Raw genomic sequence first — 21,815 nt, 5'->3', positions numbered from 1 at the left:
ACCGCTTATCCGGGAGTGCGGTGCGCCGGAGCCTAAGAAGCAGTCCTTCAACCCATCTTGGAGAGTCGGCGGGTCCTGGTGAGGACGCCGGCCCAGTACACGAATGATTCCGAGTGGATGGCGAGGCGCTCGCATTCGCGGGCGTTGCGACGCCGGTCGGTGGTCCAGGCGAAGGTCCGTTCTACCACCCACCGCCGGACGCCACCGACGACCTGCCCGAGGTGACCGCCGAGCTCGAGCGCGCGCTCCACGCCTACATCGCCCCAGCGATCGGAGAGGGCCCGCCCGGCTAGCGCGACCCGGCCGGCGACGTGTTCACCCCTCGGCGGTCGAGGAGAAGATACCGGCCGCGGCGGCCTCCAGCGCGGCCGCGGCGGCCCGGTCGGCCGCCGCCGGGTCGACCGGCTTGCCGGTGGCCAGCAGCCGGTAGTACAGCGGGCCCGACACGGCCTCGATCACCTCGGCGGCGTCGGTCCCGGCCGGGACCTCCCCGCGCTCGCGGGCGCGTTCAATGCACGGCTCCCACTCGGCCGCCCGCGTCCGGTAGAACCGGCCGAGCGCCTCGGCGGCCTCGGCGTCGCAGGTGGCGGCGGCGATGACGGCCTTGAACAGCGGGCCGTGCAGCGGGTCGGCGAAGGTGCGCCGGATCAGGTGCGCCAGCGCGGCCAGGTCGCCGCCGAGCGAGCCGGTGTCAGCTCGCGGTTCGGAGTCCGAGGCCATCTCGGCGAGCAGGTCGGCCACAACGCCCGCGACGCTCCCCCAGCGGCGGTAGACGGTGGTCTTGCCCACCTCGGCCCGGCGGGCGATGTCGGGCAGGTCGATGCGGCCGAAACCCCGGTCCACCAGTGCTTCGGCCGCGGCGCGCAGTACGGCCGAACGGACCCGGGCGGTCCTGCCTCCGGGCCGGACGGTCCCCGGTTCGGGCAGCTCGACACTCATAACGGAACTCCAGTTGCGTTTACGGCTCTTTCGAGCTAGCTTAGTCGCCACCTAAACGGAACCATAGAACCATTAGAAGGAGACGGTCATGGAATACCGACGACTCGGCGCTTCCGGCCTGCAAGTGCCCGCCCTGAGCTTCGGCGCGGGGACCTTCGGCGGCTCGGGGCCGCTGTTCGGCGCCTGGGGCGACACCGACGCCGAGCAGGCCCGCCGCATGGTCGACATCGCGCTCGAGGCCGGCGTCAACCTGTTCGACACCGCCGACGTCTACTCCGACGGCGCCTCCGAGGAGGTCCTCGGCGCTGCGATCAAGGGCCGCCGCGACCAGGTGCTCATCTCCACCAAGGCGGGGCTCCCGGTCGGCGGCGGCCCGAACGAGGCGGGAGCCTCCCGCGCGCACCTGACCGGTGCGGTCGAGGCGGCCCTGCGCCGGCTCGGCACCGACCGCATCGACCTGTTCCAGCTCCACGCCTTCGACGCGGGCACCCCGGTCGAGGAGACGCTCTCCGTGCTCGACGGCCTGGTCCGTGACGGGAAGATCCGCTACCTCGGGGCCTCCAATTACGCCGGATGGCAACTGATGAAGACCCTCGCTGCGGCCGACCGGCACGGGCGCAACCGCTTCGCGGCCCATCAGGTCTACTACTCGCTGGTCGGCCGCGACTACGAGTGGGAGCTGATGCCGCTGAGCCTGGACCAGGGGGTCGGGGCCATGGTGTGGAGCCCGCTCGGCTGGGGCCGCCTGACCGGGAAGATCAGGCGGGGCCGACCTATCCCCGCCGGCAGCCGCCTGCATCGGACGGCCCAGTGGGGTCCGCCGATCGAGGACGAGCACCTCTACACCGTCGTCGACGCCCTCGACGAGGTCGCCGCCGAGACCGGCCGCAGCGTCCCGCAGATCGCAATCAACTGGCTCCTGCGCCGCCCCACCGTCGCCTCGGTCATCATCGGCGCGCGCGACGAGAACCAGTTGCGGCAGAATCTGGGAGCCGTCGGCTGGGAGCTGACCGAGGACCAGGTGGCCAGGCTCGACGAGGCCAGCTCCAAGACCCCGCCGTATCCGTACTACCCGTACGAGACCCAGGAGGGCTTCGCGCGCCTCAACCGGCCGACGACCCCCTCGCGCGGCCGGGCGGCATGATCGAGGGGGACCGTTCGTCCGGCCCCCGAACGTCTAGGCGAGCAGGCGCGCCGCCTCGAGCGCGGCGTAGGTGGCGACGATGCCGGCGCCTGCCCGCTTGATCGAGGTCAGCGACTCCAGGACCGCCGCGTCCCTGTCGATCCACCCCTGCTCGGCGGCGGCGCAGATCTGGGCGTACTCGCCGCTGATGTGGTAAGCGGCCACCGGGACCGGTGAACGCTCGGCCGCGGCCGCCACGATGTCCAGATAGGGCAGCGCGGGTTTGACCATGACGATGTCGGCGCCCTCGGCCACGTCCAGGTCGATCTCGCGGACCGCCTCGACCGCGTTCGGCGGGTCCTGCTGGTAGGTGCGGCGGTCGCCGCTCAACTGGGACTCGACCGCCTCGCGGAACGGGCCGTAGAAGGCGCTGGAGTACTTGGCGGCGTAAGCCAGCAGGCCCGTTCCGGTCCGGCCCGCGCGGTCGAGCACGGCGCGGACGTGGCCGATCTGGCCGTCCATCATGCCCGAGGCGCCGAGCAGGTCGGCCCCGGCATCGGCCAGGTGCAGCCCCATCTCGGCGTACCGCTCGAGGGTGGCGTCGTTGTCGACGGTGCCGTCATCGGCCGGCACCCCGCAGTGGCCGTGGTCGGTGAACTCGTCCAGGCACAGGTCCGGGATGAGCACCAGGTCGTCGTGGATCTCCTCGCGCAGGGCGCGGGTGGTCACGTTCAGGATCCCGTCCGGGTCGGTCGCGCCCGAGCCGCTCGCGTCGCGGCGCTCGGGGATGCCGAAGGGCATGAGACCGCCGATGCCGACTCGGACCGCTTCGACCGCGAGCTTGCGGGCCGAGGCCACGGTGTGCTGGTAGACCCCGGGCATGGACGCGATCGGCCGCGGCTCGCGCAGGCCCTCCTTGACGAACAGCGGCAGGACCAGGTCGGAGGGGTGCACGCGGGTCTCGGCGACCAGGCGGCGGAGGGCCGCAGTGCGGCGCAGCCTCCTCGGACGGATCGTCGGGAACTGCCCGGGAGCATCGCTCGGCACTGCGGTCGTCTCCATTCGTCGTCTAGCGGAACCTCAACGCCGTGGGCCCCTGGACCTTCTGGCCGCGCCGGGTCTTGATCGGACCCTCGGCGAGGCGCTTGCGCAACTCCACGGCGTACTCGGCGAGCGATTCGATCAGGTCGGGCACCGAGGCGAGCTCGGGCTTGGCGTCGACGCGCAGCCCGAACTCCGAGGCGGTGTCGGCGGTGGCCGGGCCGATGGTGGCCACCACCGTGCGCTGGTGCGGCTTGCCGGCGATGCCGACGAGGTTGCGCACCGTCGAGGACGAGGTGAACAGCACCGCGTCGAAGCCGCCCGACTTTATGGCGTCGCGGATCTCGGCCGCCGGCGGCGAGGCGCGGACGGTCCGGTAGGCGGTGACGTCGTCGACCTCCCAGCCGCGCTCGCTCAGGCCCTGCACCAGGGTCTCGGTGGCGATGTCGGCGCGCGGCAGCAGCACCCGCCCGACCATGTCGAGCACCGGGTCGTGCGGCGGGAAGACCTCGAGCAGACCCTCGGAGGACTGCTGGCCCGAAGGCAGCAGTTCCGGCTCGACTCCGAAGGCGCGGACCTTATCGGCGGTGGCCTCGCCTATGCAGGCGATCTTGATGCCGCCGAAGGCCCGGGCGTCCAGGCCGTGCTCCTTGAACTTCTCCCAGATCGCCCTCACCGAGTTCTGGCTGGTGAACACGATCCAGGCGTAGCGGCCGTCGACCAGACCCTTGATGGACCGTTCCATCTGGGCCGGGGTGCGCGGCGGCTCGACGGCGATGGTCGGGACCTCGCAGGGGATCGCACCGTACGCCCGCAGGCGCTCGGACATGACCCCCGCCTGCTCCTTGGTGCGCGGGATGAGCACCTTCCAGCCGTACAGCGGCCGGGACTCCCACCAGGCGAGGTCGGCCCGCTCGTCGACGCCGGGGCCGATGGTGAGCACCACCTGCCCGGCGTAGCCCAGCGCGGCCTCCACGAAGGTGTCGACCGACGAGGTCGTGGTGTACTCGGTCTCGCCGGTCGCGTCGCCGGTGACGGCCACGGGGGTCTCGCCCAGGACGCCGCCGGCCAGGAGGATGTCGCGGAGGCTCGAGAGGTCGGAGACGTCGGCGGTGACCGTCAGGCTGCCGCGCTTGACCGCGTCGGCGAGGGCCTGCGGCTCCAGGGAGGCGATGTCGTCGATGTCGATGACGGTGCGGATCTCGCCCGGCGGCATGCCGGCGTAGACGCCGACGGCCTGGGCGTGGCTCATGCCCGGGATGACCTCGAAGCGGGCCCCTTCGGCGCCGGCGGCCCTGATCTCGGCCTTGGCCAGGCGGTTCGGATAGGCGTCGCCGACCAGAAGGCGGGCGATGTTCTCGCCGTCGCGGGCGGCGGCGGCCATCAGCTTGCCCTGGTCGCCCGGGGAGGACTCGATGAGTCTGAGCCTGCCTTCGTCGCCGGTGAGTTCTTTGGCGGCCTCGAGCAGCGACTGCGGCATCGACCGGTCGTAGTAGACGCGGTCGGCCTCGGTGATGGCGTCGAGGGCGCGCTTGGTCAGCAGTCCCGGATCGCCTGGGCCGGTCCCGACGAATCGTACGCGGCCAACCAGCTTACGGGCACCGGTCATGTTCTCTCCATCAACAATCGTCTGAGCTAAAGGTCTGACTTCAATAGTTGCTCGGCACCGTTGTTCAGCAAGTCCCCGGCCAGTGCCCTGCCCACAGCGGCGGCCTCGGCCGCCGGATCCGCCTCCGCGGCGTCGGTGAGCGTCGCAGTGGTCGAAAGCCGCTCGAACGCGCTGCCGTCGACAGCGAAGGCCGCCCCACGCAGGTACAAGTCGATCTGACCGGGCGATGAGCCCTCCGAGACGTCGGCGAGTGCGGCGACGGGTGCGCTGCATCCGGCTTCGAGGCGTTCCAGAAGGCCGCGTTCGGCCGCGACCGCGGCTTGTGAGTACCGGTCGTTGAGCATACTCGAAATACGCGCAGATGTCTTGTCCGCTTTGCGGCATTCGACCGCCAGTGCCCCTTGTGCGGGAGCGGGAAGCATCACCAACGGGTCCAGAAATTCGCTGACCTCGCCCTCGCGCCCGGCGCGGCTCAGGCCCGCCGAGGCGAGGACCACCGCGTCGAGGTCGCGGCCGACCCGGCCGATGCGCGTGTCGATGTTGCCGCGGATCGGGACGCAGTCGAAGCCGCGTCCGAGCGCGCGAAGCTGCGCCATCCGCCGCGGCGACCCGGTGCCGATGCGGGCGCCGTCGGGCAGCTCGGCGAGGGCGCGGTCCTCGGCCGCGATGAGGACGTCGCGCGGGTCGGCCCGGCCCGGAACGCTCACGACCAGGTGGTCGGGCTGAGCGGTGGGCAGGTCCTTGTAGGAGTGGACGGCGATGTCGATGGTCTCGCGCTCGAGTTCCTCGCGGAGCTGGTTGACGAAGACGCCGACGCCGAGCTGGGCGACCGGGGCGCTCGAGCCGTCCCCGGTGGTCTTGATCCGGACCAGTTCGACCTCCTCGCCCGAGACGCGGGCGAGCTCGTCGGCGACCAGCCGGCTCTGCGCCATCGCGAGTTTCGATCCCCGGGTGCCGACTCGGATCACGGCCGCTACTCCCCTTCCGGCTTGATTTTGAGTGCTTCGGCGAGGGTGCCCTCGTCCGGTGAGCTCAGCCCTTCGGGCGCCAGGGCGAACAGGTCGCGCAGCGCCTTGGCGTAATCGGGGGCCCCGGGCCGGCCGCCGAGCTCGCGGACCCGGACCGTCGGCTCGTGGAGCAGCCGCTGCACCACCCGGTGGACGGTGCGGGCGACCTCGGCGCGCTGGTCCTCGGTGAAGTCGCCGCGGCGGGCGACGCGGGCCAGCTCGGCGTCGACGATGTCGGCGGCGGCCGTCCGCAGGGCCGCGACGGTGGGGGTCACCGAGTCGGCCTTGAGCGCCTCGGTGTAAGCGGTGAGCTCCTCCTCGATGAGCCGCTCGACCTGGGCGATGGTCTCGGCGCCGGCGCCGCCGGCATGGGCGCGCTGGATCTCGGCGATGTCGATGACGGTCACGCCCTCGATCCGGGCGACCTCCTCGGCGACGTCGCGCGGCAGGGCCAGGTCGCAGATCACCAGGCGCTCGCGCCGGTCCGCCACCACAGCCGCGTCGATGACCGGCCGGGGCGAGGCGGTGGCGGCCACGACCAGGTCGGACCCGGCGACGAGACCGGCCAGGTCCTCCTCGCCGGCCGCGCGGGCGCCGTACTCGGCGGCGAGCCGCTCGGCTCGGCCGGAGTCGCGGTTGGCCACGGCCAGGTTGCGCGCACCGGAGCGGGCGAGCGTGGCGGTGGCGAGGCCGCCCATCGCGCCGGCGCCGACCACGGCGGCGTCGGCCTCGCGCAGCGGCCTGCCGAGCGAGCGTTCGGCCAGGTCCAGGGCGGCGGTGACGATCGAGGGGGCGTGGGCGTCGACGTCGGTCTCGGCGTGGACGCGCTTGCCGACGCGCAGGGCCTGCTGGAACAGGTCGTGCAGGTGGCGGCCGACGTGATCGCGCTCACGGGCGGCGTCGTAGGCCTCCCGCAACTGCCCGAGGATCTGGGGCTCGCCGGCGACCATCGAGTCGAGCCCGGCGGCCACGCGGAAGGCGTGGGCGACCGCGTCGTTGCCGTGGCGGACGTAGCCGCAGGCGGCGAAATCGAGGGCCGCTTCGTAATCGGCGTAGCCCCACAGGTCGTGGAGCTCGTCGACGATGGCCGACAGGGCGCCGTGGAAGGTCGCGGCCGCGGCGTAGACCTCCACCCGGTTGCAGGTGGAGAGCACGACGGCCTCGCGGACGTCGCCGCCGGCCAGGAGCCTGCCGGCCAGGCGCGAGCCCGCCTCGGTGTCCAATGCGAGTCGTTCCAGCGTCTCGACCGCCGCACTGCGGTGCGAAATGCCGACTACCAGGAGGTTCACTTCACCGTTCCCGTCTGTTGACGTCTCAGCGTCTTGTGGTGTTCGTGGAAGGACAGGATCTGCAACTCGACGGCCAGATCGACTTTGCGGACCGCCACACCCTCGGGTACGGCGAGCACGCATGGCGCGAAGTTGAGAATGCTGGTGACACCAGCTTGGACGAGGACATCGGCCACAGGTTGGGCGGCCGACTCAGGTGTGGCGATCACCCCTATGTTGATGCCTTCGTCGCGTACGGCCCCGGACAGTTGCGCCACGTCGCGCACTTCCCGCCCGTCCAGGTCCTTCCCTATGATGCCCGGGTCGGCGTCGAAGAGGCCAACGATGGCGAAGCCGCGGTCGGAGAATCCGGGGTAGCGCGCGAGGGCCTGCCCCAGGTGACCGAGGCCGATGATGGCAACGCGGGAGAATTTGGTGAGACCGAGCACCCCGGCGATATAGGAGGCGAGCGTGGCCACGTTGTAGCCGACCCCGCGCATCCCGGAGGCGCCGAGTTGCGACAGGTCCTTGCGGAGCATCGCGGAGTTGACGCCCGTGGCGGCGGCGAGCGTCTCGGAGGAGACGGTGTCGACCCCGGAGTCGGTGAGGGCGTGGAGGGCGCGCAGGTACTCGGGCAGGCGCCGGACCGTGGCGGCCGGCAGGTCGGCGGCCGTCGTCGGGAGTGCGTGCCCGGGTGCCTGGTGGTCGGTGCCTTCGCCGGTGGTCGTCAATGTCAGCACTCCGTCGAGCCGCGTCGTCGTGATGAGTTACTCAGCTTAGGACGTCGGCCGCGGGCCGGGTCGCACAGGCAATGCTCACCATGTCCCGGCAGGGCGTGGTCGAGGCGACTCGCGGGCGTCGATCCGGTGCACCCCCGTTTCGCCGAGCGCAGCTCGGCTGTACCGGACCTTCGGTGCCGCCCGGCGAGTCGCCGTCGTCCCGATTCTCCCCCGGACCGCCCGAACGGGGACGAATTGGAAATTCCTCGGCGCGTCGCCGCCCGGCCGGGCGGGGCGGCTCAGGCGCTCGCGGCCAGGTCGCGCTCGAGCCGGTCGACGTCGACCTCCCAGTAGCCGTGCTCGGCACCGTCGAGCAGGACCACCGGCAGCCGGTCGCCGTACTCGCGGGCCAGGTCCGGATCGGTGGCGACGTCGATCTCGGTCCAGGCGACGCCGGCGGACCGGCTGACCGCCTCCAGGTCGGCGCGCGCCTCTCCGCAGAGATGACAATCCTTTGTAGTCAGCAGTGTCAGCCTGTTCACTCGCACCCTCCGGCTCGCGGAAAACCATCCGGACGATCGCACCGTTTGTGCGACACGCTCTGTCATTCCTCGATCACGATTGACCCAGAGCCAAGTTCGATCCATCGGACCGCTGAACGACTGGGGAGGCAATGGTGGGATTCCGCCCCCGCGAACAAGGATACGCCGCGCCCCGCTCCGGGCGCCTGCATCGACATGGCCGCGACCGTCACTCACAGCGACACGCCGACTCCAAATCCCCCTCGCAGGCCGACGCGATTCCTAGACTCAGCCGGGTCAGTCCCTGCGGGACCCGATCGCATGACTCGGCCCGACCCCTCACACGAGGAGGCCAATAGTGTCCGGTACTGCACCAGCCACGGCGGCGCTTGCGAGCCATCAGTTGGCAATGCTCACCGAACCACACGCCCCTGAACGGCACGGCGTCTCGCTCGTCGGTGCCGCACCCCGCGAGGCGGCCGGGGGCCTGGAGCGGCTGCGGCATGCACTGTGGGCGGTGCTGAGTCTCGACACCGGCACCGCCGAACAGGAGCGGGCCCGCATCGGGGCCACCGGCCGGACCGCCGAGGCGTCCCCGCCCGGTGACGGGCACCGCCGCGAGACCGAGGACCGGGTCGACGGCGAAGAGGTCGCCGCGCTGGTCGCACGGGCACAGGCAGGCGACGCCGGGGCCTTCGGCGACATCTACGACCGCTACAGCGAGACGGTCTACCGCTACATCTACTTCCGCGTGAACAACGCGCAGCTCGCCGAGGACCTCGCCTCCGAGACCTTCCTGCGGGCGCTGCGGCGGATCTCCAGTTTCTCCTGGCAGGGCCGGGCCTTCGGGGCGTGGCTGGTGACGATCGCGCGGAACCTGGTGGTCGACCACTTCAAGTCCGGCCGCTACCGGCTCGAGATCGCCAAGCCGGACGTGCTCGGCGCCGACTCGCCCGAAACCGACCCCACGAACTCGCCGGAGACCGCGGCGCTGGAGCGGCTCACCAACGCCACCCTCCTCACCGCCGTCAAGAAGCTCAACCCCGACCAGCAGGAATGCATCGTCCTGCGGTTCCTCCAGGGCTTCACGGTCGCCGAGACCGCCCGAACCATGGACAAGAACGAGGGGGCGGTCAAAGCCCTGCAGTACCGGGCGGTCCGCACCCTCGCCCGGCTCCTGCCCGAGGGCTTCCGCGGCTGAACGGCCGCGGACCGGACCAGTGACTGTCGGATACCCGACAGCAGCCGATCTACCTGGGCGATGAGGCCCAGACCACGTCAGACGCCGCCAGGCCAGACCGTAACCTCAGGGGCTATTCGTGCGTTGTTCTAGGTACAAGTGCCCGAACCATGCAGTGAGAGGGGGTGTGCCCGGTGATGCTCAATCCCTTGGAGCGCCGGCGCGCGGACGCGTTCGCCAGTCGGCTTGATTCCGACCCGTCCGCCCACCCTCAACCGAGCCGCAGTGCTCGCGCATCGGGTACTTCAGATACAGAGCTCGCCGAACTACTCCACGTCACCGAACGGCTGGAAGATCTCGGTGAGCAGGCCGCGGCCGCCGCCGCCCCGTCGGACCGGTGGCGCGAGGCCACGCGGCGGCGGCTGATGGCCGTCGCCGGCGCCGAGGGCATCGGCGCCACCGCGCGCCACCGCGCCAGCGCGTCCGTGCCCGAATCCGAGCGGCCGCCGGTCGTCGGCGAGCTGTTCCCGCGGCGCCCCAGGGGCGGCAGGCGGATGGCGATCATCGCCGCGCTGCTGACCGGCACCGTCGCGATCTCCGGGGTGTCGGCGGCCTCCGGCGACGCACTGCCCGGCGAGACGTTGTACGAGGTCAAACGGTCCACCGAGCGCGCCCAGTTGGCGCTGGCCGGCAACGACCTCGGCCGGGGCCAGCTCCACCTGGAGTTCGCGCGCACCCGCATCCAGGAGGCCGAGGCCGTCGCCGGCGACGACGAGGCCGTGGCCCGGGCGCTCGACGACGCCGCGGGCGAGGTGCGCGACGGCACCTCGCTGCTGGGGTCGCTGGCGGTGGAGCGGGGCGAGGAGGACCCGCTCGACTATGTCGACCTGTTCGCCAACGAGCACCGCTGGGCGCTCGAGGACCTGGTGGCCGACCTCGACGGGGAGGCCGGGGAGGCCGCGGAGGACCTGCTGGAGCTGCTGGAGTCGGCGGCGGTCAGGTCGGTGGAGCTGCGCGAGTCGCTCGGTTGCACCGCCTCCGGCGGCCCCGACGATCTGCTCGGTCCGCTGCCCGGCGAGTGCGCCGGCCCCGACGGGAGCGACGGCGCCGGATCCGGCGACCCGGGCTCGGGCGAGACCGAGCCCGACGGGTCTGAGCCGGGCTCCGAGCCCGGCGGTGAGGACCGGGAACCGGAAGCCGAGGTCTCGTCCGACTCGAGCGCGGACGAGACGAGCGACGCGCCGGAGCCGGACGAGTCCTCTTCTCCCGCCGACGACGAGGACTCCGGTGACGACGAGGTCGAGGACGAGGGCGTGCTCGACGATGTGTCGGGCGTCGTGTCGGACCTGCTCGGCTGAGGCCCGCTCGCGGCGGCCCGGAGCGCGCGGTTCGCTCGCGCGCGTCACCGGGCTCACACGCGAAGTTCACCGGGCGCGCGAACGAGCGTTACAGGGCGTCCGTCTTCGACCGGTAGGCTTTCAGGGTGTCTGAGATCGAGGCTTCCATCAGCGCCTCTTGCGTCCCCCGTCCGTCGGCCCCGCGGGTCGGCGGGCGCAGCGTCGCGCGACACCAGAGCGTCGTAGTCCAGCCCGGCGCGCCCGGCGACGACGAGAGCGCCCGCCGGCCCATCGCCGCGTTCTTCGACGTCGACAACACCTTCATGCACGGTGCCTCGATCTACTGGCTGGCGCGCGGGCTCGCCCGGCGCGGCGTGCTCTCCGGCCGCGACATCGCCGGTTTCGCCTGGAAGCAGGCCCGCTTCAAGGTCCAGGGGACCGAGCACCGGGGCCACATGCAGTCGGTCAAGTCCTCGGCTCTGGAGCTCGTGGCCGGCTTCCCGGTCGCGGAGATGCGGCGGCTGTGCGAGGAGGTCGTGGACCGCGACATCTCCCCGCGCATCCTGGCTCCCGTGCAGCGCCTGGCCGAACGGCACCTCGAACTCGACCAGGAGGTGTGGCTGGTGACCGCCAGCCCCATCGAACTGGCCGAGGTCATCGCCGCCCGGCTCGGGCTCACCGGCGCCCTCGGCACGATCGCCGAGGTCGCCGACGGCTGCTACACCGGCCGCCTGGTCGGCGACCTCATGCACGGCCCGGCCAAGGCCGCCGGCATCGCCGCCCTGGCGGCCGAGCGGCGGCTCGACCTGTCGGACTGCACCGCCTATTCCGATTCGGCCAACGACCTTCCGATGCTGCGCAAGGTCGGCAGGGCCATCGCGGTCAATCCGGACACGCGCCTGGCCCGCCAGGCCCGCCACCACGGCTGGCCGGTCTTCGATTACCGGCGCGGGCGCCGCGCCGCCCGGCTGGCCCTGCCGTCGGCCGCCGCCGCGGGCGTCGCCGCCGGACTGCTGTATCTGCTGCGGGGACGCGAACGCGAGTAGATGCGTCATCCTCAACGGCTCACGCTCGCCGGTGCGATGGTGCTCGCCGTCGCCTGGCTGGTCTGGCCGCCGCCCGAACGGGAGGCAGCGGTCACCGCTCCGGTGGCCGACCGGGCGCCGACGGTCTGGGAGACCTGGGATCTGGAACCGGTCGACTGGCCCGGGACGGTCGGCGGCGAACCGTGGGAGCCGCTGTCGTTCCTGGACGACCGGATCGCGCTCGGCACCGACGAGGACGGCAGGCTCCTCTATGTCGAGCGTGCCGGGGCGGGCCCGAAGGCGAGCGCGAGCGTCGTCGCCGAGCCCGGTGGCGTCCCGGGCGTGGTCGCCGCCGCCGCGACCGAGCGGCGCCTGGCCTGGATCGAGTCCACACCGGACGAATCGGGACGGGTGGTGTCGGAGCTGTGGACCGCCGAGCGCGGGTCCGACGGCCGCCCGGCACCGGCCGAGTCCCTCACCGCCGACACCGGCGATGTGGTCGTGTCCGGGAGCGCCTACGACCTCCAGTTCGCGGCCGAGCAGCTCCACTGGCTGGCCAGCGCCCGCGGCGGCGAGCGCGTCACCGAGCATCGCTCGATCGGCGTCGGCGGCGGCGAGGTCGAGGTGGTCGGCCGCGAGGGGGCGTGGCGGGCCGCGGCGTGGCCGTGGCTGACCGGCGCCGGTTCCGACGCGGTCGGCGGGACCGAGCTGGTGCGCACCGACGGGGACGCAGAGATCCTGCTGCCGGCAGGGCGGGACGAGTTGGCGATGTGCTCGGCGACGTGGTGCCGCATCGTGGTCACGGCCGGCGACGGCTCCCGGGTGGACCTGGTCCGTCCGGACGGGACGGAGCGGGTGACGGTGGCCGAGGGGTTCGCCTCCGCGGTCTCGACGGACGTCGGCCTGATCGACCGCTTTGAGGCGCTTGAAGAGTCGACCGCGGCCGCCGGGGACGGGTCGCGCCTGACGCTGTTCGACCTCGAAAGCGCCGATACCTACCTGGTCGCCTCCGCGGCGGGGAGGACCGGCGCCGACACGCGGCGGCTGTGGTGGTCGACCGGCTCGGGCGGGCTGCTCCGATGGCACGTGCTGGACCTCACCGACCTGTCTTGATCGGGTTCGTCCGGCGGAGGGCCGGGGGTACGGTCGGGATCGTGACCGCACCAGACGACACCGCTCCGGCCGCGCCCCGGATCATGGGAATCCTCAACGTCACCCCCGATTCCTTCTCCGACGGCGGGCGCTACCTCGATTTCGCCGACGCGGTGGGACACGGCGAGCAGATGGCCGCCGAGGGGGCCGACATGATCGACGTCGGCGGGGAGTCCACCCGGCCGGGAGCCGATCGGGTCGACGCCGCCACCGAGGCCTCCCGGGTCGTCGACGTGGTGTCCGCGCTGGCCGAGCGGGGCCTGACCGTCTCGATCGACACCACCCGGGCCGCGGTGGCCTCGGCCGCGATCGAGGCCGGGGCGAGCGTGGTCAACGACGTCTCGGGCGGTCTGGCCGATCCGGACATGGCCGGGGTGGTCGCCGACGCGGGGGTGCGGTGGATCCTGATGCACTGGCGCGGTCATTCGCGCGACATGCAGCGGCTCGCGCAGTACGAGAACGTGGTGGCCGATGTGAAGGCCGAGCTGGAGGACCGCGTCGAGGCGGCGCTGGAGTCGGGGGTGGACGCGAGTCGGCTCGTGATCGATCCGGGTCTCGGCTTCGCGAAGTCCCCCGAGCACAATTGGCGGCTGTCGGCGCGGCTGCACGAGTTCGTGGCGCTGGGCTATCCGGTGCTGTTCGCCTCCTCGCGCAAGTCGTACCTGGGCCGGCTGCTGGCCGACGAGAGCGGCAAGCTGCGGCCGGTCGGGCAGCGGGAGGCCGCGACGCTCGCCACCTCGGTGCTGGCGTTCGAGGCCGGGGCGTGGGGCGTGCGGGTCCACGACGTGGCCGGCACCGCCGACGCCAGGGCGGTGTGGCTCGAGACCAAGCACGCCGCCTGAGCGAATCCTATAGGAAATAGGATATATCCTGTAGGATCATGAACCGTTCGCGTTCGCTCGGCGACGCCGCTTCGCGGTCCTGCCTCGGGTTCCACTCCATGGAACTTCGGTTGCCGCCTTCGGCCGCACGCCCGTAGCATTCGCGTCGTACTTCATCCAGAGCAGCTGAGGGGTCCGGCCCGACGACGCTGCGGCAACCACCGGCGGCTCTCATGTCGGCAGGTGCCAATTCCGGCCCGCCAAGCGGGGAAGATGAGGGAGGAGCCTTCTCGCATGTCCAACATGGTCGTCACCGACTCGCCTGCCAAGGGTCTCGCCTGCCGCAACTGCGGCGCCACCTACGACCTGGTCGCCCAGCATGCCTGCTGGCACTGTTTCGGGCCGCTCGAGGTCGACTACGACACCGCCGCGCTCGCGGGAGTGACCCGCGAGCGCATCGAGGCCGGTCCGCAGAACCTCTGGCGGTACGCCCCGCTCCTGCCGGTCGGCGTCGACCCGGCCGACCGGGTCACCCTCGATCCCGGCCTGACGCCGCTGATCGACGCCCCCCACCTCGCGCGGGCCCTGGGGATGCGGAAGCTGTGGGTCAAGGACGACAGCGCCAACCCCACCCATTCGTTCAAGGACCGGGTGGTCTCCACGGCCGTGTCGGCCGCGGTCAAGCTCGGCTTCGACCGCTTCGCCTGCGCGTCGACCGGGAACCTCGCCAACTCGGTGGCCGCGCACGCCGCCCGCGCCGGCATCCCCTCGACCGTGTTCGTCCCCCACGACCTGGAGCCGGGCAAGATCGTGCAGACCGCCGTCTACGGCGGCCAACTGGTGGCCGTCGAGGGCTCCTACGACGATGTGAACCGACTGTGCTCGGAGCTGACCGAGACCGACGAGTTCGAGAACACCGCGTTCGTCAACGTCAACATCCGGCCCTACTACGCGGAGGGTTCGAAGACCCTCGGCTACGAGGTCGCCGAGCAGCTCGGCTGGCGCCTGCCCGAGCAGGCGGTGGTGCCGATGGCCTCCGGCGAGCTGCTGACCAAGATCCACAAGGCCTTCGACGAGACCGCCGAGATCGGGCTGACCGACCCCGGCAAGGTCCGGGTCTTCGGCGCCCAGTCGGCCGGATGCAGCCCGATCGCCGATGCATACGGTGCCGGGACCGACGTCATCACCCCGGTCAAACCGACCGGGATCGCCAAGAGCCTCAACATCGGCGACCCCGCGGCCGGTCCGTACGCCATCGAGGCGTGCCGGTCGACCGGTGGCGGCATGGCGAAGGTGACCGACGACGAGATCCGGGACGGTATCAAGCTGCTCGCCTCCACGACGGGAGTTTTCGCTGAAACGGCCGGCGGGGTCGTGGTGGCTACGCTCCGTAAGCTTCTGGAATCGGGGCAGTTGGACCCCGAAGCGGAGACCGTCATCTACAACACCGGCGACGGACTCAAGACCCTGGATGCGGTATCTTCCCTGGTGGGACCCACGCACACCGTGAAGCCGTCGCTGAAGTCGGCACGGGAGTCGGGCCTGTTGGGATCCTGAGTGGATGGCTTGTGAAGCGCTTGCCCAACTCCCGAAATTATCACTCTCCGTGACCGATGTGAAGTGAACTGTCGGCTACCCGACAGAATGAAGCGAACCTGGGGCCTTGACCCCATTCAGTGAATGCGCCAGAATTCTTTGTGCGGGAGGCCGCAGTTGTCCTGTCGCCACTCACCCGGTTGACTGCGAGTCCTGGGGCTAGAACGTGTCGAGCAGCGCCAGCCGGTGTCAGGAACTGCGGTCTCCCGACCAATTCCCTCCCACGTTCCCTCGGCCTCAACGGGTTTCGCGGCAGTGCCGGCAGCGGCTCCCCGCCGAATCTCAGCCGCCTTCTAGTGGTCGTGTCCCCTCGGTTCCCTTGGCCCGAGGACGTCCACGGTCCGGTCGCTTCTGAAGGAATCCACGCACCCGTGGCGCGCCCGTCGAAGTGATCCACGACCCGGACCGTGACCAACCCCGGTCGTGAATCGAGGAGATACGGAGAACTCCGCACGTGCGGCCCGGCCACACCGAATCTCGTCCGGAGGGCGTCGCGCCTAATTCCGCGGCTGCTTAGGCAGCGCCGACTCCTCCTCGCCGCGGCCGCCCACCAGGACCGCGTGGATCTCGGCGACCTGGGCCTCCAGGGCGGCCAGGCGCCGGTCCAGGTCCTCGGCCTCGGCGCGGTCGTCCCGGTCGTCCTGGGTCTTGACCCGGTCGACGAACCAGGAGGCGAGCGAGCCGCTGACGAGTCCGACCAGGCCGATCGCCGCGAACATGAGCATCGAGGCCACGATCCGGCCGCCGGTGGTCTGCGGCACCATGTCGCCGTAGCCGACGGTCGAGGCGGTCACCACCGACCACCACAGCGCGTCACCGAAGCTGGTGATCTGCGAGCCGTCCGCGTGCTGCTCGGAATCGAGGATCGCCAGGCTCGCCACCAGCAGGATCATCATGGTCACCCCGGTGATGTACACGCCCGCCTTGGTGCGCAGCGAGGTGCGGGCGTGCCTGCTGATCGCCTCGATGAACACCAGGACCATCCGCACCAGCCGCAGCGGGCGCGCCAGCGGGATCAGCACCATGATCACGTCCAGCGGGTGCGTGTAGACGAACCGCCACCTGCGGCCGCTTCCGGCCAGGTACAGGCGCACGGCGAAGTCGACCGCGAACAGCGCCCACACCGCCAGGTTCACCAGGGAGCTGACCGAATCGACCCAGCCCGGCAACTGCGGGTAGAGGATCGGCGCCGCGTAGGCGATCAGGAACAGCAGCGCGAGCACGAACAGCGGTGTGTTCGTCGCGCGTTCCCAGGCCGTGAGCTGCTCGGGCCAGCGCTGCTGTTGTTCCGCTAGGGATGGCGTTGATCCAGGCACGCGCCCCAGGGTATCGATCCCCACCGGATCCGCAACCCCGCCAGCCAGGGGATATGTGCTCGACCGCACGCATCGTCCGGCTTGCCCGGTGGAGTGAATTGGCCGAGTATGTCCGTGCCGCGGGCTTAGGATCCGACCATGAGCGACGACCCGTACTGGAACACCGAGGATCCGAGCGGTTCGTCGAGCCGGTTCGGCGGCGACCCGCTGGTGACCGACGGTTTCGAGGCCTGGTGGACGGCCTCGCTCCGCACGGTGGGGCGCTCGTGGCGCACCATGGGGCTGATTCTGCTGGTCGGGGTGGTGCTGCCGCGCTGGGTCTACGGCACCTACCGGACCTTCACCGGCCCCGAACTCGATCTGGACGGCCTCGCATGGGGCGAGGTGGGCGGGATGTGGTGGCCGGGCCTGCCGGCGGCGGTCGTCGGCGGGCTGCTGGGGCTGGTGCTGCTCTATCTGATGGGGGCCGCGGGTCTGGCGGCGACGCGGACGGCGGCCGCCGAGGCGGCCGGCGGCTTCCTCAGCGTCGGCGAGGCGTTCGCGTTCGGGTTGCGGCGCGGCTGGAGGTTCTGGCCGTGGCTGATACTGGCGTGGCTGACCGTCGCGGTCGGGCTGGTGCTGTGCGTGCTGCCGGGCCTGTGGGCGCTGTTCGCGCTGAGCCTGATGGTCCCGGCGGCCACGTTCGAGCACCGCCGCAGCCCGTACGCCCGTTCGGTGCGGTTGACGCACTCGGCGTTCTGGCCGGCATTGGGTCGGATGATCATCGTGGTGCTGGTGCTGCTGGTGGCGAACGTGCTCATCGCGATGCTCGGTGCGGTCCTGACCGCGGTGTGGCCGGCGGTGTTCTCGGGGTGGGCGGCGTCGGTCCTCATCGTGATCACCGAGGCGGTCATGTCGCTGCTGCTGCTGGTGCCGATGGTGTGGGTCCTGGCCGCGGCCCTGTGCGCCTACGCTTGGCTGCGGGGCCGGCGCGAGTCGGTGTCGGCGACGTCGCTGTCGGCGGAGGCGAGCGGGTAAGGCCGGGTGCAGCGGTCCTCACCACTTGATTCACGCCCCGGATTGGCACTCTCGCTCCGAGAGTGCTATACCTGGTTTTGGCACTCTCAGAGTGCGAGTGCTAAATGCGATGAGGTGGTCGGGCCGGCCGGTCAAGGCGGGCTCACCGTCGCGGGGTGCCGCCTCACCGTCGACTATCGAACGTTATCCGAAAGGAAGCCATCCGCTATGGCGAAGATGATCGCATTCGACGAGGAGGCTCGCCGCGGACTCGAGCGGGGCATGAACGTCCTCGCCGAGGCCGTCAAGGTGACCCTCGGCCCCAAGGGCCGCAACGTCGTGCTGGAAAAGAAGTGGGGCGCCCCCACGATCACCAACGACGGTGTCTCCGTCGCCAAGGAGATCGAGCTCGAGGACGCCTACGAGAAGATCGGTGCCGAGCTGGTCAAGGAGGTCGCCAAGAAGACCGACGATGTCGCCGGTGACGGCACCACGACGGCCACCGTTCTCGCCCAGTCCCTGGTCAAGGAGGGCCTGCGCGCGGTCGCGGCCGGCGCCAACCCGATCGCCGTCAAGCGCGGCATCGAGAAGGCCACCGCCGCCGTGGTCGCCGAGCTCGAGGGCGCGGCCACCGAGGTCGACACCGAGGACCAGATCGCCAGCACCGCCTCCATCTCGGCCGGCGACGCCACCGTCGGCGCCATCATCGCCGAGGCCATGGAGAAGGTCGGCAAGGAAGGCGTCATCACCGTCGAGGAGTCGAACACCTTCGGCCTCGACCTGGAGCTCACCGAGGGCATGCGCTTCGACAAGGGCTACCTGTCCGGTTACTTCGTGACCGACCAGGACCGCATGGAGGCCGTCCTCGACGACCCGTACATCCTCATCGTCAACTCCAAGATCTCGGCGGTCAAGGACCTGCTCCCGGTGCTGGAGAAGGTCACCCAGACCGGCAAGCCGCTGCTGATCATCGCCGAGGACGTCGACGCCGAGGCGCTGGCGACCCTGATCGTCAACAAGGTCCGCGGCGTGTTCAAGTCCGTCGCCGTCAAGGCCCCGGGCTTCGGCGACCGCCGCAAGGCCATGCTCGGCGACATCGCCGTCCTCACCGGCGGCCAGGTCGTCTCCGAGGAGCTGGGCCTCAAGCTCGAGAACGCCAACATCGAGATGCTCGGCAGCGCCCACAAGGTCATCATCAGCAAGGATGAGACCACCATCGTGGACGGCGCCGGCGATGAGGACCAGATCAAGGGCCGCATCAACCAGATCCGCGGTGAGATCGACAACTCCGACTCCGACTACGACCGCGAGAAGCTGCAGGAGCGCCTGGCGCGCCTGGCCGGCGGCGTGGCCGTCATCAAGGTCGGCGCCGCTACCGAGGTCGAGCTCAAGGAGCGCAAGCACCGCATCGAGGACGCCGTGCGCAACGCGAAGGCCGCGGTCGAGGAGGGCATCCTCCCCGGCGGCGGGACCGCGCTGGTGCAGGCCGGCACGACCGCTTTCGACAAGATCGAGACCGACAACGCCGACGAGGCGACCGGCGTGGAGATCGTCCAGCGTTCGCTGGGCGCCCCGCTGCGCGCGATCGCCGAGAACGCCGGCCTCGAGGGCGGCGTCGTGGTCGAGCGGGTCAAGGGCCTGCCCAAGGGCGAGGGCCTGAACGCCGCGACCGGCGACTACGGCGACATGCTCGCCGCGGGCATCCCGGACCCGGCCAAGGTGACCCGCTCGGCGCTGCAGAACGCCGCGTCGATCGTGGGCCTGTTCCTGACCACCGAGGCCGTCGTGGCCGACATCCCGGAGAAGGAGCCGGCCGGGGGCGGCGGCGGTGCGCCCGACATGGGCGGCATGGGCGGCATGGGCATGATGTAACTCGGCCCATCTGAGTGCTGCAGGGGAGGGCCCCTCACGGTAGAGTGAGTGGCTCTCCCTTTCTCTGTATTGGTCCGCCAGTGCAGACAGGTGAAAGCGCCTACTGCGCAAGCGGCATGCCGCTCTCCGAGAGCGGTATGCCGCCCTGGGGACCGACGGGTCCGGACGCCGTGTGACCCGGGATACCCTAGAGGCATGCCCCCGTTCTACCGCAAATCCCTTCCGCCGGCGGCGCTCTGCGCCCTGGTCGCCGGCACCGCCGCCGCGATCGGCGCGCCCGCCCACGCCCAGGAGACCGAATCCCCCGAATACCGCGATGAGGGCCCGTACCTGCTGGTGTGCATCGACGACGAAGAGGACTTCACCGCCCGCAACGAAGAGGTCGGTTACAACCGGCGCCTGCGCAACGAGCGGCTGTTCGCCGAGTGCCAGGACGACGGCTACGAGAGCCTCGCCGACGCCCTGGCGGCCGAACCCGGCCCCGAATCGCGGATCCTGGTCCTGCCCGGCCGGTACACCGTCGAGGAGACCATCACGGTCGACGGCGCCGAGGACCTCCAGATCGAAGGGCTCGGCGACGGACCGGCCGACGTCCAGTTCGCCGCCGGGTACGCCGCCGAATCGGTCATCACCTCCGACGACTCGACCGGCCTGTACCTCAAGGGCTTCACCGTCCTCCAGGCCCGCGGCAACGGCCTGGAGCTGACCGGCGCCGAGGGCGCGACCGTCGAAGGCGTCGCCGGCACCCGGAACGGCGGCCACGGGCTGCGGATCGACGACTCCGCCGGCGTCCGGATGGCCGACTGCGGCGCGACGCAGAACGACGGCGCCGGCATCGCGATCGAGGACGTCGCGGCCGAGATCGAGGGATGCGAGTCGAACGGGAACCACATCGGACTGCTCGACACCGGCCGGAGCAGGGCATTCCTGACCTCGAACCGCCTGCACGACAACACCACCGGACTCGTCGTCACCGAATCGGCCGGAGACCACCACCTCGAGGCGCGCTCGAATGCGATCTTCGACAACAACGCCGACCACTACGGGCGCCTCGACGGCGCCGCCTGCACCGGGCCGCTCGAGGAGCGCGACTGGAGCACCGGCCTCCTGTGCCCGTCCCGGACCTTCCCCAGCGGCGTCGGCGTCCTGGTCGCCCAGAGCAGCGGCACGCTGTTCGCCGGCAACCACCTGTGGGGACAGCACACCGCCGCCGCGATGGTGTGGGGCGACCCCGACATCGGCGAGGCCGGCGCGGACCGCAACCGCTTCGAGGGCAACACGTTCGGGTTCCGCGACGACGGCCGGCGCGACCGCAACCGATCCGACCTGTGGTGGGACGGCCAGGGCGAGGGCAACTGCTTCTCCGAACCCGGTGTACTGCACACCAGCCCGGCGGTCATGCCCGGCTGCGACTCCGGTCCCGGGCCGGACCGGCTGGCGGCCGACCCGGTCAAGACCTACAAGGTCGGGCAGTGCGGCATCGGGCCGCTGGACGGCGGCGCGCCCCCGGCCGGATGCGACTGGTTCGGCGCCCAGTTCACCGACCGGCTCGAATTCCAGTCGGCGGTCGTGTTCGCCGCCGCGCTGCTGTTCCTGACCGGCACCGGCTGGTTCGGCGCGGCCCGGTCGGCGAACCCGCCGCCGCCGATGTCGATGACGTTCTCGGCCATCGCCACCGGTTTCGCGGCGCTGCTGATGGTGCTCGCCGCCTGGTCGGGCCGGGCCGACTACGAGGCGCTGGCGATCGGCCTGTGGGGTCTGGGGTGGCTGCTGGCCGGGCGGTCCTGGTTCGCCGCCGGGCTGACCGCCTTCGGCGGTTTCACCTGCCTCATAGGCGGTCTCGCGGTGCTCGATGCGATCGACCGGGGGATGTGGATCATCCCGGTGATGCCTTTCTCACCGGCGTGGCTGTGGCTGCTGCCGCTGCCGCTGTGGGTCCTGCTGGCGCTGACGGCGGTCTTCCGCCGCCGCCCCAAGGAGCCGGAGGCTCCCGCCGTGGAGCGCACTCCGGCCACGATCCCGGTCTACAACCGCTTCGATTGGTAGCGTCCGATCGCGTAGTGTGGCCCCATGACTTGGACCTGGCAGATCGAAGACGCCGACGGCAACCCCATCGACACTCCCGAGGCCGATCTGGGCAGTCAGGGCGACGCCGAGTCGTGGCTGGGCGAGCACTGGCGCGACTTCGTCGCCGAGGGCGCCGCGACCGCGGTCCTCACCGAGGACGGCCGGGTCGTCTACCGCATGGCCCTGGACGCGCCGGAGTAGCCGGGCCTCGTAATAGGCTGGGCGG

Annotated in this window: 20 protein-coding genes and 1 riboswitch; of the genes, 11 read left to right on the top strand and 9 right to left on the bottom strand. The window is 71.2% G+C overall.

The genetic code is table 11. The features are described 5' to 3' along the window. Positions 1-47: 47 nt before the first annotated feature. Both CUT39_RS14005 and CUT39_RS14000 read right to left on the bottom strand, forming a co-directional pair. Positions 48-251: a transposase gene (locus CUT39_RS14005; protein ID WP_100447614.1), complete on the bottom strand. Its 204-nt coding sequence runs from the start codon at positions 249-251 to the stop codon at positions 48-50. A gap of 64 nt (positions 252-315) precedes the next feature. Further along, positions 316-939: a TetR/AcrR family transcriptional regulator gene (locus tag CUT39_RS14000; protein ID WP_100447612.1), complete on the bottom strand. Its 624-nt coding sequence runs from the start codon at positions 937-939 to the stop codon at positions 316-318. A gap of 88 nt (positions 940-1,027) precedes the next feature. Between CUT39_RS14000 and CUT39_RS13995 the strand changes: the two genes are divergently transcribed. Further along, positions 1,028-2,083, top strand: a complete 1,056-nt coding sequence (locus CUT39_RS13995; RefSeq protein ID WP_100447610.1) for an aldo/keto reductase — start codon at positions 1,028-1,030, stop codon at positions 2,081-2,083. A gap of 33 nt (positions 2,084-2,116) precedes the next feature. On the opposite strand, the gene hemB is transcribed toward CUT39_RS13995, so the two are convergent. The 6 genes from hemB to CUT39_RS13965 form a co-directional block, all read right to left on the bottom strand. Further along, a complete protein-coding gene (gene hemB / locus CUT39_RS13990) occupies positions 2,117-3,109 on the bottom strand; it encodes a porphobilinogen synthase (RefSeq protein ID WP_232805758.1) in 993 nt (330 codons plus the stop codon). Between the two features lie 22 nt (positions 3,110-3,131). After that, the gene (locus tag CUT39_RS13985; RefSeq protein ID WP_100447606.1) at positions 3,132-4,712 is read right to left on the bottom strand and encodes a bifunctional uroporphyrinogen-III C-methyltransferase/uroporphyrinogen-III synthase; all 1,581 of its coding nucleotides are present in this window, start codon (positions 4,710-4,712) and stop codon (positions 3,132-3,134) included. Between the two features lie 26 nt (positions 4,713-4,738). After that, complete coding sequence (gene hemC / locus CUT39_RS13980; RefSeq protein ID WP_269799165.1) at positions 4,739-5,680, bottom strand: hydroxymethylbilane synthase; 942 nt, start codon at positions 5,678-5,680, stop codon at positions 4,739-4,741. A gap of 5 nt (positions 5,681-5,685) precedes the next feature. Continuing rightward, positions 5,686-7,008, bottom strand: a complete 1,323-nt coding sequence (locus CUT39_RS13975; RefSeq protein WP_100447602.1) for a glutamyl-tRNA reductase — start codon at positions 7,006-7,008, stop codon at positions 5,686-5,688. Further along, a complete protein-coding gene (locus tag CUT39_RS13970) occupies positions 7,005-7,649 on the bottom strand; it encodes a redox-sensing transcriptional repressor Rex (RefSeq protein WP_408611157.1) in 645 nt (214 codons plus the stop codon). Before CUT39_RS13970 ends, CUT39_RS13975 begins: the two co-directional genes overlap by 4 nt. A gap of 356 nt (positions 7,650-8,005) precedes the next feature. Continuing rightward, positions 8,006-8,254 (bottom strand): glutaredoxin family protein, encoded by a 249-nt coding sequence (locus tag CUT39_RS13965; protein ID WP_100447598.1) that lies wholly within the window; start codon positions 8,252-8,254, stop codon positions 8,006-8,008. Positions 8,255-8,636: 382 nt separating this feature from the next. On the opposite strand from CUT39_RS13965, the gene CUT39_RS13960 reads away from it, so the two are divergent. The 6 genes from CUT39_RS13960 to thrC all read left to right on the top strand — a co-directional run bounded on the left by CUT39_RS13960 (position 8,637) and on the right by thrC (position 15,299). Then, positions 8,637-9,428, top strand: coding sequence for a sigma-70 family RNA polymerase sigma factor (locus CUT39_RS13960; RefSeq protein WP_100447596.1), 792 nt, complete (start codon positions 8,637-8,639; stop codon positions 9,426-9,428). Positions 9,429-9,604: 176 nt separating this feature from the next. After that, complete coding sequence (locus CUT39_RS13955; RefSeq protein ID WP_157930695.1) at positions 9,605-10,765, top strand: DUF5667 domain-containing protein; 1,161 nt, start codon at positions 9,605-9,607, stop codon at positions 10,763-10,765. A gap of 125 nt (positions 10,766-10,890) precedes the next feature. Then, a complete protein-coding gene (locus CUT39_RS13950) occupies positions 10,891-11,790 on the top strand; it encodes an HAD family hydrolase (RefSeq protein WP_198587139.1) in 900 nt (299 codons plus the stop codon). Then, a complete protein-coding gene (locus CUT39_RS13945) occupies positions 11,791-12,882 on the top strand; it encodes a hypothetical protein (RefSeq protein WP_157930694.1) in 1,092 nt (363 codons plus the stop codon). An 83-nt stretch (positions 12,883-12,965) separates the two neighbouring features. Beyond that, positions 12,966-13,763 (top strand): dihydropteroate synthase, encoded by a 798-nt coding sequence (gene folP / locus CUT39_RS13940; RefSeq protein ID WP_100448243.1) that lies wholly within the window; start codon positions 12,966-12,968, stop codon positions 13,761-13,763. Between the two features lie 149 nt (positions 13,764-13,912). Beyond that, positions 13,913-14,022, top strand: a riboswitch (SAM riboswitch). A gap of 14 nt (positions 14,023-14,036) precedes the next feature. Beyond that, a complete protein-coding gene (gene thrC, locus CUT39_RS13935) occupies positions 14,037-15,299 on the top strand; it encodes a threonine synthase (protein WP_100447590.1) in 1,263 nt (420 codons plus the stop codon). Between the two features lie 536 nt (positions 15,300-15,835). Here the strand turns inward: thrC and CUT39_RS20850 are convergent. Continuing rightward, a complete protein-coding gene (locus tag CUT39_RS20850; RefSeq protein ID WP_198587137.1) occupies positions 15,836-16,654 on the bottom strand; it encodes a potassium channel family protein in 819 nt (272 codons plus the stop codon). Between the two features lie 138 nt (positions 16,655-16,792). On the opposite strand from CUT39_RS20850, the gene CUT39_RS20845 reads away from it, so the two are divergent. The 4 genes from CUT39_RS20845 to CUT39_RS13910 all read left to right on the top strand — a co-directional run bounded on the left by CUT39_RS20845 (position 16,793) and on the right by CUT39_RS13910 (position 21,790). Beyond that, positions 16,793-17,671, top strand: coding sequence for a hypothetical protein (locus tag CUT39_RS20845; protein ID WP_100447586.1), 879 nt, complete (start codon positions 16,793-16,795; stop codon positions 17,669-17,671). Positions 17,672-17,878: 207 nt separating this feature from the next. Beyond that, entirely contained in the window at positions 17,879-19,522 is a 1,644-nt protein-coding gene (gene groL / locus CUT39_RS13920; protein WP_100447584.1) for a chaperonin GroEL, read from the top strand. Positions 19,523-19,717: 195 nt separating this feature from the next. After that, on the top strand, positions 19,718-21,568 hold the full coding sequence (locus CUT39_RS13915) for a right-handed parallel beta-helix repeat-containing protein (RefSeq protein ID WP_100447582.1): 1,851 nt from the start codon (positions 19,718-19,720) through the stop codon (positions 21,566-21,568). A gap of 24 nt (positions 21,569-21,592) precedes the next feature. After that, positions 21,593-21,790: a hypothetical protein gene (locus CUT39_RS13910; RefSeq protein WP_100447580.1), complete on the top strand. Its 198-nt coding sequence runs from the start codon at positions 21,593-21,595 to the stop codon at positions 21,788-21,790. Positions 21,791-21,815 lie beyond the last annotated feature (25 nt).

Origin of the sequence: Glycomyces xiaoerkulensis (assembly GCF_002798405.1) — a bacterium.
Taxonomy (GTDB): Bacteria; Actinomycetota; Actinomycetes; order Mycobacteriales; family Micromonosporaceae; genus Glycomyces; species Glycomyces xiaoerkulensis.
Note: the sequence above shows the minus strand (reverse complement) of the source record. Positions and strands in the feature narration are given on the sequence as shown.

Bases quoted from the DNA above. Each gene is read 5' to 3' on its own strand.
- CUT39_RS13945 (WP_157930694.1), top strand. From the start codon at position 11,791: ATGCGTCATCCTCAACGGCTCACGCTCGCCGGTGCGATGGTGCTCGCC.
- folP (WP_100448243.1), top strand. From the start codon at position 12,966: ATGGGAATCCTCAACGTCACCCCCGATTCCTTCTCCGACGGCGGGCGC.
- thrC (WP_100447590.1), top strand. From the start codon at position 14,037: ATGTCCAACATGGTCGTCACCGACTCGCCTGCCAAGGGTCTCGCCTGC.
- CUT39_RS13910 (WP_100447580.1), top strand. From the start codon at position 21,593: ATGACTTGGACCTGGCAGATCGAAGACGCCGACGGCAACCCCATCGAC.
- CUT39_RS14000 (WP_100447612.1), bottom strand. From the start codon at position 939: ATGAGTGTCGAGCTGCCCGAACCGGGGACCGTCCGGCCCGGAGGCAGG.
- CUT39_RS20845 (WP_100447586.1), top strand. From the start codon at position 16,793: ATGAGCGACGACCCGTACTGGAACACCGAGGATCCGAGCGGTTCGTCG.
- groL (WP_100447584.1), top strand. From the start codon at position 17,879: ATGGCGAAGATGATCGCATTCGACGAGGAGGCTCGCCGCGGACTCGAG.
- CUT39_RS13955 (WP_157930695.1), top strand. From the start codon at position 9,605: ATGCTCAATCCCTTGGAGCGCCGGCGCGCGGACGCGTTCGCCAGTCGG.
- CUT39_RS13915 (WP_100447582.1), top strand. From the start codon at position 19,718: ATGCCCCCGTTCTACCGCAAATCCCTTCCGCCGGCGGCGCTCTGCGCC.
- CUT39_RS13960 (WP_100447596.1), top strand. From the start codon at position 8,637: ATGCTCACCGAACCACACGCCCCTGAACGGCACGGCGTCTCGCTCGTC.
- CUT39_RS13995 (WP_100447610.1), top strand. From the start codon at position 1,028: ATGGAATACCGACGACTCGGCGCTTCCGGCCTGCAAGTGCCCGCCCTG.
- CUT39_RS13985 (WP_100447606.1), bottom strand. From the start codon at position 4,712: ATGACCGGTGCCCGTAAGCTGGTTGGCCGCGTACGATTCGTCGGGACC.